Genomic DNA, 14,638 nt, shown 5'->3' on the forward strand with positions numbered 1-14,638 from the left:
ACCCGTCATGCACTGGCTCTACCTCGCTCTCGCCGTCGTCTTCGAGATCACCGTCGCCATTACCGCCGGCAGGGCGCAGGGCTTCACCCGGCCTGGCTGGACCGCGGCCACCCTGGTCAGCGGCGGCATCGCCACCTACCTCCTCAGCCAGGCGCTGCTGACCTTCGAGGTCGGCGTCGGCTACGCGATCTGGACCGCCACCGCCGGCGTCGGAATCGTCGTGCTCGGCGCTCTTGTCTTCGGCCAGCGTCTGGACTGGCGCAAGTTCCTGGGCATCGCCGCCGTCATCGTCGGAGTCGTCGGCCTCCAGCTCAGCGGAGCAGCCTGACGCCTCGGGGCACCGACTCCGAACCCGAACCCCGACCCTGCCCCGGCCTCGCCGAGATCGCCCCTGAGGAAGGAACTCACATGTCCACCACCACTGTCACCACCCCCGAGAACACCACCACCCCCGAGAACGTCACCGCACCCGAGAACGCCACCGCCCGCGGCGACCGAGCGCGTGCATGGCTGACCCTTCTCCTCGCCGGAGCCTTCGAGATCGCCTACGCCCTGGCCGTGGGAGGTAGCAAAGGCTTCACGGTGCTCTCCTGGTCGCTGATCGCGGTCGTCTTCTTCCTGCTGACGCTCTTCGCGTTGAGCCTGGCCCTGCGCACGATCGACGTCGGCATCGGATACGCCGTCTGGGCTGGCATCGGCGCCGTCGGAGCCGCACTGCTCGGCCCGCTCTTCTTCGACGAGACCCTCACTCCGGTCAAGGCCCTCTGGCTCACCCTGATCATCGGCGGCGTCGTCTGGCTCAAGCTCTCGGACGGCCCCGAGCAGACGCAGACCGAGCAGCCTGCCCACCAGTAATGACCACCACACAGCTCCACACGTGAGGGCGGGCCCGGCGACGCCGGGCCCGCCCTCACGTCCACGTCGGCCACCCCGCCTCACCAGGACGGCTGCCTCACAGCGTCGGGGAGCTCCAGCGGACGCTGTAGCTGTCTTCCACCTGGTGCAAGCGCTTGGCGAGCGTGTCCTGGAGTCGTCCGACCTCCGCGGCGTGGCTCTTGAGGAACGCTTCGCGACGCTTCTGGCGAATCCCTTCGCGCGCCGATTCCACCGGCGCCGTGCACCGGGCGTAGAGGGATCCCAGGCGCCAGTCCTCACGCTCCGCGGCACGCGGGTTGCTGCCGAGTCCGCTCAACCGGGAGTCCACGACCACCGCGGTGTTTTTCAACACCCCAGGTCAGCGCAGGTAAACCATCCAGTCCCGGAGAGATGAGGGCCGCCAGGTATGGCCGACGGGCAACTTGTCCGGCTTTTACCGGGCCCGTAACGTGACGCTGCGGTGATCGTCCGGAGTTCGGGGGAATTCAGGATGGGGCGCAGGGAGAAGCCGGTCGATCCGGCGGCGGGGCCCGTGGCGCGGTTCGCGGTCGAGTTGCGCACACTGCGCGACGAGGCCGGCGGTGTTGCCTATCGGTCGCTGGCCGAGCGCACCGGTTACTCGATCACCGCGCTGTCCCGGGCCGCCGCGGGGGAGAAGCTCCCCTCCCTGGCCCTGACGCTCGCCTACGCCAAAGCCTGCGGAGGTGACGAACAGGGCTGGGAGCGGCGCTGGCATGCCGCCGCCCGTGAGGAGAGCGAGACCGCGGCCGCCGGCGAGGACACCGCTGAGGCCCCGTACCGGGGCCTGGCCCGTTTCGAGCCCGGCGACGCGCATCTGTTCTTCGGCCGGGACCACTTGACCGACCACCTGACACAGCTGGCCCAACAGCACCCGGTCACCGTGGTCTTCGGCCCGTCCGGCAGCGGCAAGTCCTCCCTCCTGCGGGCCGGGCTCATCACTCGCCTGCGCCACATCGAGGACACCGGGTTGCGCCCGGCGGCGATCCGCATCCTCACCCCCGGCGCCCATCCCTTGCGCATCCACGCCGATGCCCTGACCCCTGCCGCGGCAGAGGGGGACACGTGGCTGGTCGTGGACCAGTTCGAGGAGGCATTCACCCTGTGCCACGACCCCACCGAACGAGGCGAGTTCATCACCCGCCTGCTGGCCGCCCGCCACCCCGGGAGCCGGCTGCGCGTGCTGCTGGGCGTACGCGCCGACTTCTACACCCGCTGCCTCGAACACCCCGAACTCGCCAGGACCATCAGGGAGTCGAGCCTGCCCGTCGGTCCGATGACCCCGGGCGAGCTGCGCGAGGCCATCGTCAAACCCGCCACCGCGGCCGGGCTGACCGTGGAACGCACACTGGCCGCCCATCTGGTCGACCAGGCCGCCACCGAACCCGGCAGCCTCCCGCTGCTCTCCCACGCCCTGCTGGAAACCTGGCGCCACCGTCGCGGCCGCACCCTCACCCACGAGGCCTACGACACCGCCGGGGGCCTGCACGGAGCCATCGCCCACACCGCCGAAGACGTCCATACCCGGCTCTCCGAGGCCCAGGCCGGCACGGCCCGACGCATCCTGCTGCGCCTGATCACCCCGGGCGAGGGCACACCGGACACCCGCCGTCCCATTGACGTGAGCGAACTGGAGGAGGACCAGCGCCCCGATACCCGTACCGTCCTTGACCTGCTGGCCTGCGCCCGCCTACTCACCCTTGAGGGCACCACCGTCGACCTGGCCCACGAGGCGCTGATCACCGCCTGGCCTCGGCTGAGCGCCTGGATCGAGGAGGACCGAGAACGTCTGCGCACCCACCGGCGCCTCACCGAAGCCGCCACTGCGTGGGCCGAACTCGACCGAGATCCCGGCGCGTTGTACCGGGGAACCCGCCTGGCGAGCGCCGAAGAACACTTCCCCCACCCTGACAGCCACACCCACCTCACCGACCTGGAACGCACCTTCCTGAACACCAGCACCGCCGTCCGCGACCAAGAACAGCGAGCAGCCACCCGCACGACCCGACGGCTGCGCCGGTTCTCCATCGCCGTGTCCGTGCTGCTCACCCTGGCCCTGACCGCCGGCCTGCTTGCCTGGCAGCAGAGCCGCACCAGCGACCAGCAGCGCGCACGCGCGGTGGCCGCGCGGCAGACCGCCGTATCCCGGCAGCTCGCCGCCCAGTCCGCGGCCCTGCTCGACACCCAGCCCGACCTCGCCTCCCTCCTGGCCGTCCACGCCTACGACACCAGCGCCACCCAGGAGGCCGCCACCAGCCTCCTTACCGCCGCCGGCCGACCGCTCAACCGCCGTCTCGGGCATGGTCAGTTCACCCAAGTGGTGCAGGCGGCGTACAGCCCCGACGGACGCACGCTGGCCATCGGCGGCTTGCGTGACGGCAGGACGCGCGTGGAGCTGCGGGACGTGACAAGCGGAACCACGAGACGATCGTTCACCGGCATCGTCAGAGGCCTTCCGTCGTTGGCGTTCGACCGCCGCGGACGTCTGCTGGTCAGCGGCGATGACGACAGCAAACTGTGGTGGTGGGACGCGGTCACTGGCGCGCACCACACGACGTTGCGCGGCACCGCGCACATGTGGAAGGCGGTGAGTCCTGACGCTCGCACGGTGGCAGCTGTCAACGACGAGGACAGACCAGTACGGCTGTGGGATGCCGCCACTGGCCGCCTTCGGGCGACCTTCAACGGAGCGGTGAGCCGTGTGCACGCCCTGGCGTTCACCCCTGACGGGCGCACTCTGGCGATAGGCGGTATGAACGGAAAAGGCCAAGGAACCGTACAGCTGTGGGACACGGTCTCGCTCAAGTCCCGTACTCCACTGCCGGTTCCGGGCGGTCGGGTGGCGTCAGTGGCCATCGCGGCCGACGGCCGCGCGCTCGCCACCGCCGCTGCGAACGGAAGGGTGCGCCTCTGGGATCTCGGCAAGCGCCGCCTCCGGGCGATGTACTTTGTGCCGGCCGCCGAAGTGATCTTCCTGAAGTTCAGCCCGGACAGCCGCACGCTCGCCACCAGCGGCAGTGATCTGCGCATCAGGCTTTGGGATACGGCCACGGGCAAGGCCCGCACCATGCTCGCCGGCCACTCCGCCCTCATAGGCGACCTGACCTTCAGCTCTGACGGCCGTTCCCTGGCCAGCAGCGCGGTAGACGGTGATGTGCGCTTGTGGGACATGACCGCGGAAGCGGCACGGGCACCCACGATCCCGCGCTCCGACGAGCCCGCGGCCATGGCCTTCAGCCCCGACGGACGCTTACTGGCCACGGGCAGCAACTCCGGTCCGCACGGCGGGGAAGTGCGGCTGTGGAACACGGCAACCGGCACCCCGCGGGCAACGGCCCTGCGGGGGTTCCCCAAGGTGCGCTCCGTGGCCTTCAGCCCCGACGGGCGCAGCCTGGCCGGCCTCGGTACCGACGAACGGTCAGAAAGGGCGGTGGTGCGCTTGTGGGATGTGGCCACCGGCAAGGTACGCGCCGCATTCACCAAGCCCGTCGGCCATGTACTGGCCATCGCCTTCACGTCTCACGGAGACCTGCTGACTGCCGGTGACGCGACAGGAGTGGTGCAGTCCTGGAACCTTGCCTCAGGCAGGACCCGCCTGTTCAGGGGGTTCCAGGCGTTCTCGGCACTGACTCCCGTGGCAGCCTTCAGCCCCGACGGGAAGACCGTGGCCGCCGGCGACCTCAAGGGCCGCGTACGGGTGTGGGACGTTGAAAGCGGCACCCTGCGAACTGTCATGCCGCAGCGCGCCGACAAGGTCGGGGCCCTGGCCTTCAGCCCCGACGGGCACGGCCTTGTGCTCAACGGCCGTACCGACGGCGAGATCCGTGTCTACGACACCGCGACCGGCAAGCTCCGCTACGCGCTCCCCCAACGTACTGCCAGCAGGGCGGCTCTTGCCTTCAGCCCCGATGGGAAGCACATAGCGGGTGGCAGCGACGAGGGCGCCGTACGACTGTGGGACGCGGCCCCTCTCCAACCGGACGCCGCCCTCCGCAAGATCTGCCACGCCGTCAACCGCGGCCTCACCCCACAAGAGCGCACCACCTACGTGAAGGACGACGCGACAGGGCGTTCCCCGTGCCGCTCATGACTACGCCGAGGAGTCGGTCGACGTCGGTCGTGAAGACGTTGAGCCTTGCCACCCCCTGATCCACCCTTGTGCAGCGCAGCGGCGGTATTCAGCAGGAGTTCCCGCCCGGCCCCCCGAAGAACAGGTAACTTCCCCAGTCGGGCCCTGAGTTGTTGGTGATCTGGAGTGAATAGCAGGGGCCGCTCACCGACCCCGCGTCCGACAGGGTCGCGTGCACCGCACCGCCGCTCACGGGGTTCACCGCCGCGAGGCGCTGGTACGCCGCCTGTCCGAAGCCTGCCGACGCGTGTCGTCCGGAGCCCATCGGGGGCCACTGAGTGATCAGAGTTCCGACCTCGCCGCCGAACTTGGCGCGGACGGCGCTGGTGGCCATCGGTCCGCCGTTGAACCATGCCGCCGGGTAGCAGCCGATCGGGTGGTCGTCGAAGTAGAGCCACCAGGCGTTGTTGGTGAAGTAGAAGCCCATCTTGTACTCGACCTGCGTGCCGTTGCTCTGGGACACCGCCAAGGGGGCGCCCGGACGCACATACGGGTTGGCGACCGGCTGGAACGCCTGGCCTGCTTCGTTGTAGAAGGAGTGGTCGGGTTCGTAGTTCCGCCGGGTGGCGAAGACGAAGAAGTGGGGCGTGGCGTTGCCGTACTTCGTGATGTCGACATGCCAGCCGCATTCCACGGTTTGCAGGATGGGGCCTTCCAGTCCCGCGTAGTACCACTGCTGGCTGAAGGTCGACTGGTTCGACGCCGCGGCGAACGGGTTCCACACGTTGATGCGGCTTGCCCCGCCGAGGCAGGGGATGTTCTGCTCGCCGGTCGCATATCGCTTGCCGAGCGCGGCTGCCGGTGCCGCGGCGTCCGCGGATGCCGCGAGGTCGAGCGGTCGTTCCTTCGCTGAGGAGGCCGCGAGGGTCCGGAACCGGCACAGTCCCGAGAGAGTGGTGCGGTACAGGGGTGTGGTGCCCGCGGGGGCGGTCCGTGCGGCGAGCACGTTCTGAGGCGGCGGGCTCATGGCTTCCCGCGACCTCGGATCCGGCGTCATCGGCTCGTCGGATTCGGCCAGTTGAGGGGGCCCTTGGTCGGGAGCGACGGCGAGGCCGCCCCAGCGGCGCGCTGCGGGGTGTGCGTCCTCGGGGACGCAGTCGACGACCTGGCCATCGGTTTCGACGTAGCTCTCGACGGCGCTGACGCCCTCGTACAGATCCATGACGTACGCCTGAAGCTCGTCGAAGTCTCGTGAGCTCGCGACGGCGGCGCCGGGCAGTCGGCGTGCTTCCTCGTACGTGGTCGAGGCGACGGACCTCAGAAATGCGTCCAGGGGCTGCGGGGAGAGTTGAGCAGTCATGGGGGGTGCTCCCTTGGTCGGATATCCGCATACGCACGGTCAGCGGCAGCCGCGGACGTCGAGCCGACGGATCGGTGTTTTACGGCTTACTGTCCGGACACCAGCCGTTGCGTGTCCGGGGCAGCGTCGACGACGAGGGGCCACTTCGATTACACCTTCGGCTACGTCTGGATGTGAGGGTATGACCCTTCTTCACCCTTGTGGGGGAGGAGGAACCGCGTAGGGATAGGGCCGCGAAGAGCCTGGCGTCGCCAGGGGCTGTCACCTGGGCGACAGAAGGCTCGGGCCAGGTCTCCGGCTTGTTGAAGCGGAACTCCGGCCTGTGCTTGGACGCCCGCCCTGCGGGCCGTAGACGCGGGGTGGTTTCGGCAGTCGCATCACCCGGTCCGAGCAGACCCTGCCCATCAGCTCGACCGGCAGGTCCCGCAAGACCCAGGCGAAGCGGGTGACGTCGTAGCCGGCATCGCCCACGATGACGACCCCGGATCGCCGCGCAACCATTGACTGGCCATGAACAACCGCGTGACCACCACGCGGAGTTGGGCGACAGTCACTGCGGTGGCATCATCAGCCGGTCCCAGGCGGACCACGTCCACGACCGTGGTCCAGGAGGTGCGCCCGGGCTCCAGGACGGCGACGAAGGAGTACGGCCAGCCCGGGATGAACTGAGACGAGGACTTCGCCCGGCCGTAGACGTGGCAGAACAGCCGTTCCGCCGAGCACGGTGCGTCGGAGCGGAGCCACGGCGGGACGTCGACGGCCAGGACCAGCCGCCCACCAGGTAACCGTGGCAGCGACAGGCCAGCCATCACAGTTCGCAGCTGCTCGACGTCGATGTGACCGTTGTTCAGGCCGTCGTACATCCCGCCGTGCCCCCGCCGGTGCTCAGGCGTCAACGTCAGATCGACTGGCGACTTCACCGGGCCGTCCGCACACAGCACCGCCTCGGCAAGCTTGAACAGTTCATCACGCCGGGTGGTCAGGCACGCAGAGAAGTCGCCCCGGAACCGGGACACGTGGGCCAACGCATCCCGTCCAGGCCCGGGCCGGGGCAACCATGTTCACAGCCTTCGCGCTGATCAAATCCCCCTTTCGCCACGGCACACGATCGCGCGAAGAACGCCTGCATCGCCGGCGAAGAGCAAGGGCCGACCTGAAGTACGACCCCGTGCGAAGTTCCCGGACGTCCTTCCCTGGGCAACCCAGGCTCTCTTCTGACAGGCCCGGCCCCTGCAACCGGATGCTGACGTGAGCAGCGCTGGCATCGGTCATTAGGCTCCTGCCCATGACCAGCGATCGCGGATTTACCTGCTCGTGCTGCGGCGAGCATCATGCGGAACTGCCGTTGCACTACGCGACCACGGCCCCCTACGTGTGGGACGAGAGCTTCGCGGACGCACCGGATTGCCTGCTCTCGTCCGATCAGTGCGTCATCCAGGCACAGTACTACTTCGTCAAGGGCCTGATCGAGATACCGGTCATCGGCAGCGATGAGGTGTTCTCGTGGTCGGTCTGGGTCTCCCTCAGCCGGGACAACTTCTCCCGTGCCGCAGACCTCTGGGATAGTCCGCAACGCGAAGCCGAAGAGCCGTACTTCGGATGGCTGAGCACCGAACTCGGTCTCTACTCGCTCAGCACCATCAACCTGAAGACTCACGTCCACACCAGGCAGGTCGGCCAGCGCCCGTCCGTCGAACTGGAGGCCACCGGCCACCCCCTTGCCGTCGAACAACACACCGGCATCACCATGGACCGCGTGCGCGAGATCGCCGAAGCCGTTTTCCACTCAGCGAATTGACCAATGCTCGGACACCTGGCTCTGCGTGACGCCCAAAGATAAATCACAAGTCTAGGGTCTGGTGCGAAAGCCCCGGAGCACACCCACGTATCGTGCAGACGAAGACCGCGTACGACGCAATGTGGAGGGGGCGCCATGATCGGTGTCGAGGAGCTGGAGGCCGCAGCGGCCAAGATTACCGGTCACGTGGTGCGTACCCCCACGGTGTCCAGTCCGGGGTTGAGCGCGCTGCTCGGCGTGCCGGTCACGGTCAAGCTCGAACTGCTGCAGCGCAGTGGGTCGTTCAAGGCGCGGGGTGCCGTCGCGAAGCTGCTCACCCTGACCGACGAAGAGCGTGCGGCCGGCGTGGTGGCGGTGTCCGGCGGCAATCACGGTGTCGCCGTGGCGGAGATGTCGGCCGCGCTGGGCGTGCGAGCCACGGTGGTCATGCCGCAGGCCGCACCGGCCCGTTCCGTGGCGTACGCCCGTGCTGCCGGCGCCGACGTCCGGTTGACCCCCACCATGGCCGAGGCGTTCGCTCTCATGGAACAGCTGGAGGCCGATGGGCTCACGCTCCTGCATCCGTTCGCCGATCCGGTGGTGATCGCGGGGCAGGGCACCGTGGGGCTTGAACTTGCCGTAGATGCGGGCGAGTTGACGGATGTGTTGGTTTCCATCGGCGGGGGCGGGCTGATCGCCGGTGTGGCGGCGGCACTGCGGGCGCGGCGCCCGGGTGTGCGGGTGTGGGGTGTGGAGACCACCGGCGCCGACGCGATGTCGCAGGCGCTGACCCACGGCGGGCCGGTACAGGTGAACGTTGACTCGCGGATCACCACGCTCGGTGCGCCCACGGTGTCACCACTGACCTACACCATGGTGCGCGACCTGGTCGACGAGGTACTGGTCGTGCCCGAGGCAGAGGCCTTTGCCGGTGTTCGGGAGCTGGCCGAACATGCCAAGGTGTGGGCCGAGCCCGCCGCCGGGTGTCTCCTTCCGGCCGCCCGCCGCGTCCTCGCCAAGACCGGTGACGAGACACGGCTCGGCCTGGTGATCTGCGGAGGTAATGCCTCGGTGGATGACGTGATGGCGTACGCGGGGTAGATGCGCTGGCAGAGGGCGTGCGGACCGATCGTTACGGAGCAGGGCGTGCATCTCCTGGCATGGATGCCGGGCGGAGTGCATGGAGTTGCACCTTCCCTAGCGGTATGTGGTCCGGTGGGCTCACGTCCCGCCCCACTGAGGAAGGCCCCGCTCATGTATTCGTCCTTCATCCCGCCGCGCCAGGTCAAGATCGGTGATGCGGCGGCCTTCGTCGGCACCACACCGCGGGCGATCCGTCACTACCACGAGATCGGCCTGCTTCCCGAACCCGAGCGGGGCAGTGACGACCGCCGCCGCTACGGCTACGAAGACATGATCCGGCTCCTGTGGATCCGCAAGATGGCCGACGCCGGAATCGCCCTGGACGACATCCGTGTCGCCTTCGCCGACACGCCTTGTGCCCGTGCCGACAGCGACAGCGACAGTGACAGCGACCACGGCATCGCGGGCATCCTGGAACGGCTGGAGGAAACCCTCGTCGCCCAGGAAGCAGAACTGCGGCGGCAGCGGACTGCCGTGCAGCGCATGCGCACCGAAGGCAGCAGGATGGGCCTGCTCTCCGACTTCGTCACCAGCCGCCTCAAGAGCCTGCCCGAGGGCTCCCTGCGCCAGGCGGACCTGGACGGTCTGCTGGTCACCGAGCGGATCTTCGGCCCGCTCGGTGCGGCCGTCCAGGCCACCCGTTTCATCGCCCTGGCCACCCACCCGGATCTGCGGGAGGAATCCGACCGTGTTGATGCCGCCGAGGAGGCACTCGATGACACGATCGCGGTCGATGACCCCCGCGTGACCCAGGTGGCCGGCGAACGGCACGCCTTCGAAAAGGTGCTGCAAGCCGTCATTGAGGATTCCGGCCTGGCTCAGAGCGACGACGCGCTCTTCGACTCCTGGGACGCTTTGCACCCTCCAGCCGCTGCCGCTGCCGCTGCCGCTGCCGCTGCCGCTGGTGAGGGTGAAGACGAGGACGAGGCTGGCCAGAGCTCTGGCAGGGGGCAAGAGTCCATGAGCGCATTCGAAGCCACCGGAAAGATGCCCTACGACTTCTCCCCGGCCCGCCTGCGCTGCATGGAATTGGCCGAAGGACTCGAAGGACTCGCCCCCCACGAGTCACCCGCTTCCTGAAACACGGTCTACGTTCCGGGGCCCGGGCACTCGCGTCGGGCCCCGGAATGGGGTCACATCACGGCGTCGGTCCGAAGCGGGCCCGCGGTGATGCGGAGTGTGCGGACGCGGACCGGATCTTCTTGGTCGAGAGAGAAGATGTGCATGAAGGGGGCGCGCACCTCCTGGTGCGGCGCGCTCTTCTTGGACATGGTGGCCTCGCCGCGCAGCAGGCGGACGCCGTCGCCCGCGGTCCAGTACTCCAGGACCTCGTGGGTGATGTTCAGTGGCTCGTCGATCCTGACGAAGAACGCCTTGATGGCCTCGACGCCGTGGATGTGCTCGGTGCCGAAGAACATGTCGGTGTCCTCGGTCAGCGGCGCGAAACCCTCACCGAACTCCAGGGTGTCAATGGCGTCCATGAACTTCAGGACCCAGTCGGGTACGGCCGTCGCGTGTGCGGTGTCTGTCATGGCGTAGGTCTCCCCGTCAGGCCGCTGCGGGCAGGGAGGCCAGGAAGGCGCCGATCTCGGCGTTGACACCTTCGGGGTTCTCGCGAGCGGCGAGGTGCGCGGTGTGCTGGAGCACACGGAAGGTGCTCCCCTCGATGGCGTCCGCCATCTTCCGCACCACGTGCACCGGGAACTGGCTGTCCTCCTCACCGGCGATGATCAGGACGGGCACGTTCTTGATGGTGTTCAGGCGGCGGTGCTCGTCCTTGCGTCCTATGAGGATGCTGCGCAGTGCCCACGCCACCGACTTCGGGTCGTCCCGCAGAACGGACTTGGTGAATTCCACGAACTCCGGGTTGGTGGCCTCGGCGGTGGGGCCGGCGAACGCCGCCTTGGCCGCTTTGGCGGCCAGGGGTGGCATCTTCGCGTGCAGCGAGAGGAAGGCGGACAGCGCGCCGGCCCAGATGCTCTCGAACGTCGTGGGCAGCGAGGCGGTGCAGTTGATACCGACCGCCGCCGCGGTCCGCTGCGGGTAGTAGGCCGGGAAGACGCCGGCGAGCATGCCGCCCCAACTGTTGCCCACCAGGACGCACTTGTCGATCTCGAGCGCGTCGAGGATCTCGACGAGCGTGTCGGAGCAGTCCTTGAGATCGATGATCTTGCGTAGCGCGTCGGACCTGCCGTGTCCGGGGCTGTCGATGAGCACGACGCGGTGCGTGGGGGCGAAGTGCTCGTACTGGTACTGCCACATGGTGCCGTCCATCATCAGGCTCGGCCAGCACACCAGGGCGGGGCCGTCACCACGGCCGCCGACGCGCACGTTGATCAGGCCCAGTGAGGTGGGGATCAGCTTCTCGGTAACCCCTTCGAGCCAATTCGTGGTCATGATCGGTCCTCTCCGCAATCTGAGAGACGTTCAGTAAGTAGTACTGTAGAGCTACTAGTTTCAGAACGCTACTACCCAGTTCCGGATCGGGGTGCTCAGTCGCCCGGCGCCGCGGGAGCCGACCCGCCCTGCCGGCCGGCACCGCTCTCCCCGGCGGTCGTCGGGTGCAGGGTCGAGGCGTCCACCGGCTGATGGCAGCTGCTGCACGCGAGGTACGGATTGGTGGGGTTGCCGCATGTCGTGTGCATCAGTGGGTGGTGCGTGACATCGGTATCGGTCGCGTGCGTTTCGGCCCAACGTGTGACGGCCGCGATGGCGGGGACGACGAGTTCGCGGGCGCTGTCGGTGAGCGTGTACTCGTACCACGGCTTGTCGGATCGGTAGGCGCGCTTGGTGAGCAGGCCCAGCTCGGTCAGACTGTTGAGCCGTGCGGTGAGGATGCTCGCCGAGATTCCCAGATTCCGCTTGAGTTCACCGAAGCGGCCGACGCCGAAGAACACCTCCCTCAGGATCTGGTAGTTCCAGCGTTCGGAGATCGCGGCCAGGAACTCCTGCCCGTGCTGGAAGTTGACGCGGCTCCCGTGGTCGGACACGGCTTCTCCTCTGCGATGGCCCCAATGTGGTATCAAATTAAAACTAGTACCACAAAGTTACTACCTACGACCCTGCCTGGCATCGGCCGTCACCCAGCGGCTCGCGGCGAGGCCGAACGGATTGGTCCGTGGGCCCGGTGTCCGAGCCGGAAGTCCGGCGCTTGGACTGCCCGCCGCCGATCCCCATCACCTCTGCCGAGTGGACCAAGAGGCCGTGCCCACCGCGTCAACGGCGTACTTCCTGCGCCAGGCCAGGGCCACGTACACCAGGCCGATCAGCACCGGCACCTCGATCAGCGGGCCGACGACGCCGGACAGGGCCTGGCCGCTGGTGACGCCGAAGGTGGCGATGGCGACGGCAATGGCCAGCTCGAAGTTGTTGCCCGCGGCCGTGAACGCGAGGGTCGCGGTGCGGTCGTAGGGCAGACCCATGCCCTTGCCCAGCAGGAACGTGCCGAAGAACATGAGGGCGAAGTACACCAGGAGCGGCAGCGCGATGCGCGCGACGTCCAGCGGCTGCGAGGTGATGGTCTTGCCCTGCAGGGCGAAGAGGATGACGATCGTGAACAGCAGGCCGTACAGCGCCCACGGGCCGATCGTCGGCAGGAACGTGGTCTCGTAGCCGGAGCGGCCCATCTTCTTCTCGCCGATGTGGCGGGTGAGGAACCCGGCCAGCAGCGGAATGCCGAGGAAGATGACGACGTTCAGCGCGATCTTCCACATGGGGATGTCGAGGTGCTCGCCGCTGCCCAGGCCGAGCCAGCCCGGCAGCAGGTCGAGGTAGAGCCAGCCCAGGAGGCCGAAGGCGATGACCTGGAACACTGAGTTCAGCGCGACCAGGACGGCTGCGGCTTCGCGGTCGCCGCAGGCCAGGTCGTTCCAGATGATGACCATCGCGATGCAGCGGGCGAGCCCGACGATGATCAACCCGGTGCGGTACTCCGGCAGATCCGCCAGGAAGATCCATGCGAGCGCGAACATCACGGCCGGGCCGACGAGCCAGTTGATGACCAGCGACGACACCATCAGCTTGCGGTCGCCGGTGACCGTGTCGAGCTTGTCGTAACGCACCTTGGCCAGCACCGGGTACATCATCACGAGCAGGCCGACGGCGATCGGCAGGGAGATCCCGCCGATCTCGATCTTCGTCAGCGCGTCATTCATGCCCGGGATCAGCCTGCCAAGGCCCAGGCCGACGGCCATGGCCAGCAGGATCCACACGGCCAGGTAGCGGTCCAGGGTGGAGAGCTTGGCGACGATGCCGTCCCCCGACGGCGCTTGCTGGTCGCGCTGCGGGGTGGTGTCCGTGCGGCTCATCGGCAGGCCTTCTCTCTCATCAGCAGGCCCTCTTGTTCTTGGCCGCGGTGCGAGCGGAGGCGGCAAGCTCCGCGAACTGCCCGGACAGCGAGGCCAGGACCTCAGGGCGCAGTTTGTAGTAGGTGAAGCGGCCGCACGGCTCGGTCTCCACCAGACCCACCTCGCGCAGCACCTTCAGATGGTTGGAGAGGTTGGTCTGCCTGGCGCCGGTCTCTTCCACCAGGTGCGTCGTGCAGAGCGTCTCCTGGGCGAGCAGAGTCACGATCTGCAGGCGGAGCGGGTCACCCAGCGCCCGGACCACATCAGGGTCGACTGAAGTCAGCATGCGCTGATAGTGTCACATCACTGCCTGCTGATACCAGCGAGGGCTGATGTGAGGACTGGATCCGCCACGCGACGAGAGAGAAGGTCACCATGGCCGACAAGCCGTCCGTCCTATTCGTCTGCGTCCACAACGCCGGCCGCTCACAGATGGCCGCCGGATTTCTCACGCACCTGGCCGGGGGCCGGATCGAGGTCCGCTCCGCCGGGTCGATCCCCGGCGATCAGGTCAACCCGGCCGCGGTCGAGGCGATGAAGGAAGTCGGCGTCGACATCTCCGCAGCTGAGCCGAGAAGTCTCACCGTTGATGCCGTCCAGGCCTCCGACTACGTCATCACCATGGGATGCGGCGACGCCTGCCCGATCTTCCCCGGCAAGCACTACCTCGACTGGGTGCTGGAAGATCCTGCGGGCAAGGGAGTAGAGGCGGTCCGCCCGATCCGCGACCAGATCAGAACCCGGGTCGAGGCCCTCATCGCCGAGATCGACTCCCAGTAGAAGGCGCCACCGCCGCCTCCGGTGCCGGACGAGGGCACGGGCCGGACGAGGGCGCACTTCGAGCACTGCGTATGCGGCCACCGCGCGGCTGACCCGCGAAGACGCGTGGCCACCTTGAGGGGCTACGTCGAGGCCGTCGCGCTTCATGTCGACACACCCCACCAGCCTCAACCGCCCTGCTGGCCCAGGGCCTTACGCGCGGTCTGCTCCTGGCTCACCCCGGCCACCCTTCCGCCCCGCTGGTGGCGAGCCTGGACCGACCAAGACCC

Annotated in this window: 14 protein-coding genes and 1 pseudogene; 7 read left to right on the forward strand and 8 right to left on the reverse strand. The window is 68.1% G+C overall.

What is annotated here, in order from left to right:
* Nucleotides 1–7: 7 nt before the first annotated feature.
* Complete coding sequence (locus ACFVYL_RS14515; protein WP_389715488.1) at nt 8–328, forward strand: DMT family transporter; 321 nt, start codon at nt 8–10, stop codon at nt 326–328.
* An 80-nt stretch (nt 329–408) separates the two neighbouring features.
* Nucleotides 409–855: a DMT family transporter gene (locus ACFVYL_RS14520; RefSeq protein WP_389715489.1), complete on the forward strand. Its 447-nt coding sequence runs from the start codon at nt 409–411 to the stop codon at nt 853–855.
* A 97-nt stretch (nt 856–952) separates the two neighbouring features.
* Here the strand turns inward: ACFVYL_RS14520 and ACFVYL_RS14525 are convergent, their stop codons facing one another.
* Nucleotides 953–1,228: a hypothetical protein gene (locus ACFVYL_RS14525; protein ID WP_389715490.1), complete on the reverse strand. Its 276-nt coding sequence runs from the start codon at nt 1,226–1,228 to the stop codon at nt 953–955.
* A gap of 138 nt (nt 1,229–1,366) precedes the next feature.
* On the opposite strand from ACFVYL_RS14525, the gene ACFVYL_RS14530 reads away from it, so the two are divergent.
* Entirely contained in the window at nt 1,367–4,984 is a 3,618-nt protein-coding gene (locus tag ACFVYL_RS14530) for a hypothetical protein (protein WP_389715491.1), read from the forward strand.
* A gap of 88 nt (nt 4,985–5,072) precedes the next feature.
* On the opposite strand, the gene ACFVYL_RS14535 is transcribed toward ACFVYL_RS14530, so the two are convergent.
* Nucleotides 5,073–6,323: a neprosin family prolyl endopeptidase gene (locus ACFVYL_RS14535; RefSeq protein WP_389715492.1), complete on the reverse strand. Its 1,251-nt coding sequence runs from the start codon at nt 6,321–6,323 to the stop codon at nt 5,073–5,075.
* A gap of 232 nt (nt 6,324–6,555) precedes the next feature.
* Nucleotides 6,556–7,378, reverse strand: a pseudogene (locus tag ACFVYL_RS14540) (transposase); the annotation flags it as partial.
* A 230-nt stretch (nt 7,379–7,608) separates the two neighbouring features.
* On the opposite strand from ACFVYL_RS14540, the gene ACFVYL_RS14545 reads away from it, so the two are divergent.
* The 3 genes from ACFVYL_RS14545 to ACFVYL_RS14555 all read left to right on the forward strand — a co-directional run bounded on the left by ACFVYL_RS14545 (nt 7,609) and on the right by ACFVYL_RS14555 (nt 10,323).
* Entirely contained in the window at nt 7,609–8,121 is a 513-nt protein-coding gene (locus tag ACFVYL_RS14545) for a DUF2199 domain-containing protein (protein ID WP_389715493.1), read from the forward strand.
* A gap of 135 nt (nt 8,122–8,256) precedes the next feature.
* The gene (locus ACFVYL_RS14550) at nt 8,257–9,201 is read left to right on the forward strand and encodes a threonine/serine dehydratase (RefSeq protein ID WP_389715494.1); all 945 of its coding nucleotides are present in this window, start codon (nt 8,257–8,259) and stop codon (nt 9,199–9,201) included.
* A 153-nt stretch (nt 9,202–9,354) separates the two neighbouring features.
* Entirely contained in the window at nt 9,355–10,323 is a 969-nt protein-coding gene (locus ACFVYL_RS14555) for a MerR family transcriptional regulator (RefSeq protein WP_389715496.1), read from the forward strand.
* 53 nt (nt 10,324–10,376) lie between these two features.
* Here ACFVYL_RS14555 and ACFVYL_RS14560 read toward each other — a convergent pair whose 3' ends face one another.
* The 5 genes from ACFVYL_RS14560 to ACFVYL_RS14580 all read right to left on the reverse strand — a co-directional run bounded on the left by ACFVYL_RS14560 (nt 10,377) and on the right by ACFVYL_RS14580 (nt 13,875).
* Nucleotides 10,377–10,775: a nuclear transport factor 2 family protein gene (locus tag ACFVYL_RS14560; RefSeq protein WP_389715497.1), complete on the reverse strand. Its 399-nt coding sequence runs from the start codon at nt 10,773–10,775 to the stop codon at nt 10,377–10,379.
* Between the two features lie 16 nt (nt 10,776–10,791).
* Nucleotides 10,792–11,640, reverse strand: a complete 849-nt coding sequence (locus ACFVYL_RS14565) for an alpha/beta fold hydrolase (RefSeq protein ID WP_389715499.1) — start codon at nt 11,638–11,640, stop codon at nt 10,792–10,794.
* A 95-nt stretch (nt 11,641–11,735) separates the two neighbouring features.
* Nucleotides 11,736–12,233: a winged helix-turn-helix transcriptional regulator gene (locus ACFVYL_RS14570; RefSeq protein ID WP_389715501.1), complete on the reverse strand. Its 498-nt coding sequence runs from the start codon at nt 12,231–12,233 to the stop codon at nt 11,736–11,738.
* Nucleotides 12,234–12,419: 186 nt separating this feature from the next.
* The gene (gene arsB, locus ACFVYL_RS14575) at nt 12,420–13,550 is read right to left on the reverse strand and encodes an ACR3 family arsenite efflux transporter (protein ID WP_389715502.1); all 1,131 of its coding nucleotides are present in this window, start codon (nt 13,548–13,550) and stop codon (nt 12,420–12,422) included.
* Between the two features lie 19 nt (nt 13,551–13,569).
* Nucleotides 13,570–13,875: an ArsR/SmtB family transcription factor gene (locus ACFVYL_RS14580; protein ID WP_389715504.1), complete on the reverse strand. Its 306-nt coding sequence runs from the start codon at nt 13,873–13,875 to the stop codon at nt 13,570–13,572.
* 89 nt (nt 13,876–13,964) lie between these two features.
* On the opposite strand from ACFVYL_RS14580, the gene ACFVYL_RS14585 reads away from it, so the two are divergent.
* On the forward strand, nt 13,965–14,369 hold the full coding sequence (locus ACFVYL_RS14585) for an arsenate reductase ArsC (RefSeq protein WP_389715506.1): 405 nt from the start codon (nt 13,965–13,967) through the stop codon (nt 14,367–14,369).
* Nucleotides 14,370–14,638: the final 269 nt, after the last annotated feature.

The sequence above is a fragment of the Streptomyces sp. NPDC058308 genome (genome assembly GCF_042880275.1).
Classification (GTDB): Bacteria; Actinomycetota; Actinomycetes; order Streptomycetales; family Streptomycetaceae; genus Streptomyces.

Coding starts and splice junctions, on each gene's coding strand:
- ACFVYL_RS14515 (WP_389715488.1), top strand. CDS start 8: ATGCACTGGCTCTACCTCGCTCTCGCCGTCGTCTTCGAGATCACCGTC.
- ACFVYL_RS14520 (WP_389715489.1), top strand. CDS start 409: ATGTCCACCACCACTGTCACCACCCCCGAGAACACCACCACCCCCGAG.
- ACFVYL_RS14530 (WP_389715491.1), top strand. CDS start 1,367: ATGGGGCGCAGGGAGAAGCCGGTCGATCCGGCGGCGGGGCCCGTGGCG.
- ACFVYL_RS14535 (WP_389715492.1), bottom strand. CDS start 6,323: ATGACTGCTCAACTCTCCCCGCAGCCCCTGGACGCATTTCTGAGGTCC.
- ACFVYL_RS14545 (WP_389715493.1), top strand. CDS start 7,609: ATGACCAGCGATCGCGGATTTACCTGCTCGTGCTGCGGCGAGCATCAT.
- ACFVYL_RS14550 (WP_389715494.1), top strand. CDS start 8,257: ATGATCGGTGTCGAGGAGCTGGAGGCCGCAGCGGCCAAGATTACCGGT.
- ACFVYL_RS14555 (WP_389715496.1), top strand. CDS start 9,355: ATGTATTCGTCCTTCATCCCGCCGCGCCAGGTCAAGATCGGTGATGCG.
- ACFVYL_RS14560 (WP_389715497.1), bottom strand. CDS start 10,775: ATGACAGACACCGCACACGCGACGGCCGTACCCGACTGGGTCCTGAAG.
- ACFVYL_RS14565 (WP_389715499.1), bottom strand. CDS start 11,640: ATGACCACGAATTGGCTCGAAGGGGTTACCGAGAAGCTGATCCCCACC.
- arsB (WP_389715502.1), bottom strand. CDS start 13,550: ATGAGCCGCACGGACACCACCCCGCAGCGCGACCAGCAAGCGCCGTCG.
- ACFVYL_RS14580 (WP_389715504.1), bottom strand. CDS start 13,875: ATGCTGACTTCAGTCGACCCTGATGTGGTCCGGGCGCTGGGTGACCCG.
- ACFVYL_RS14585 (WP_389715506.1), top strand. CDS start 13,965: ATGGCCGACAAGCCGTCCGTCCTATTCGTCTGCGTCCACAACGCCGGC.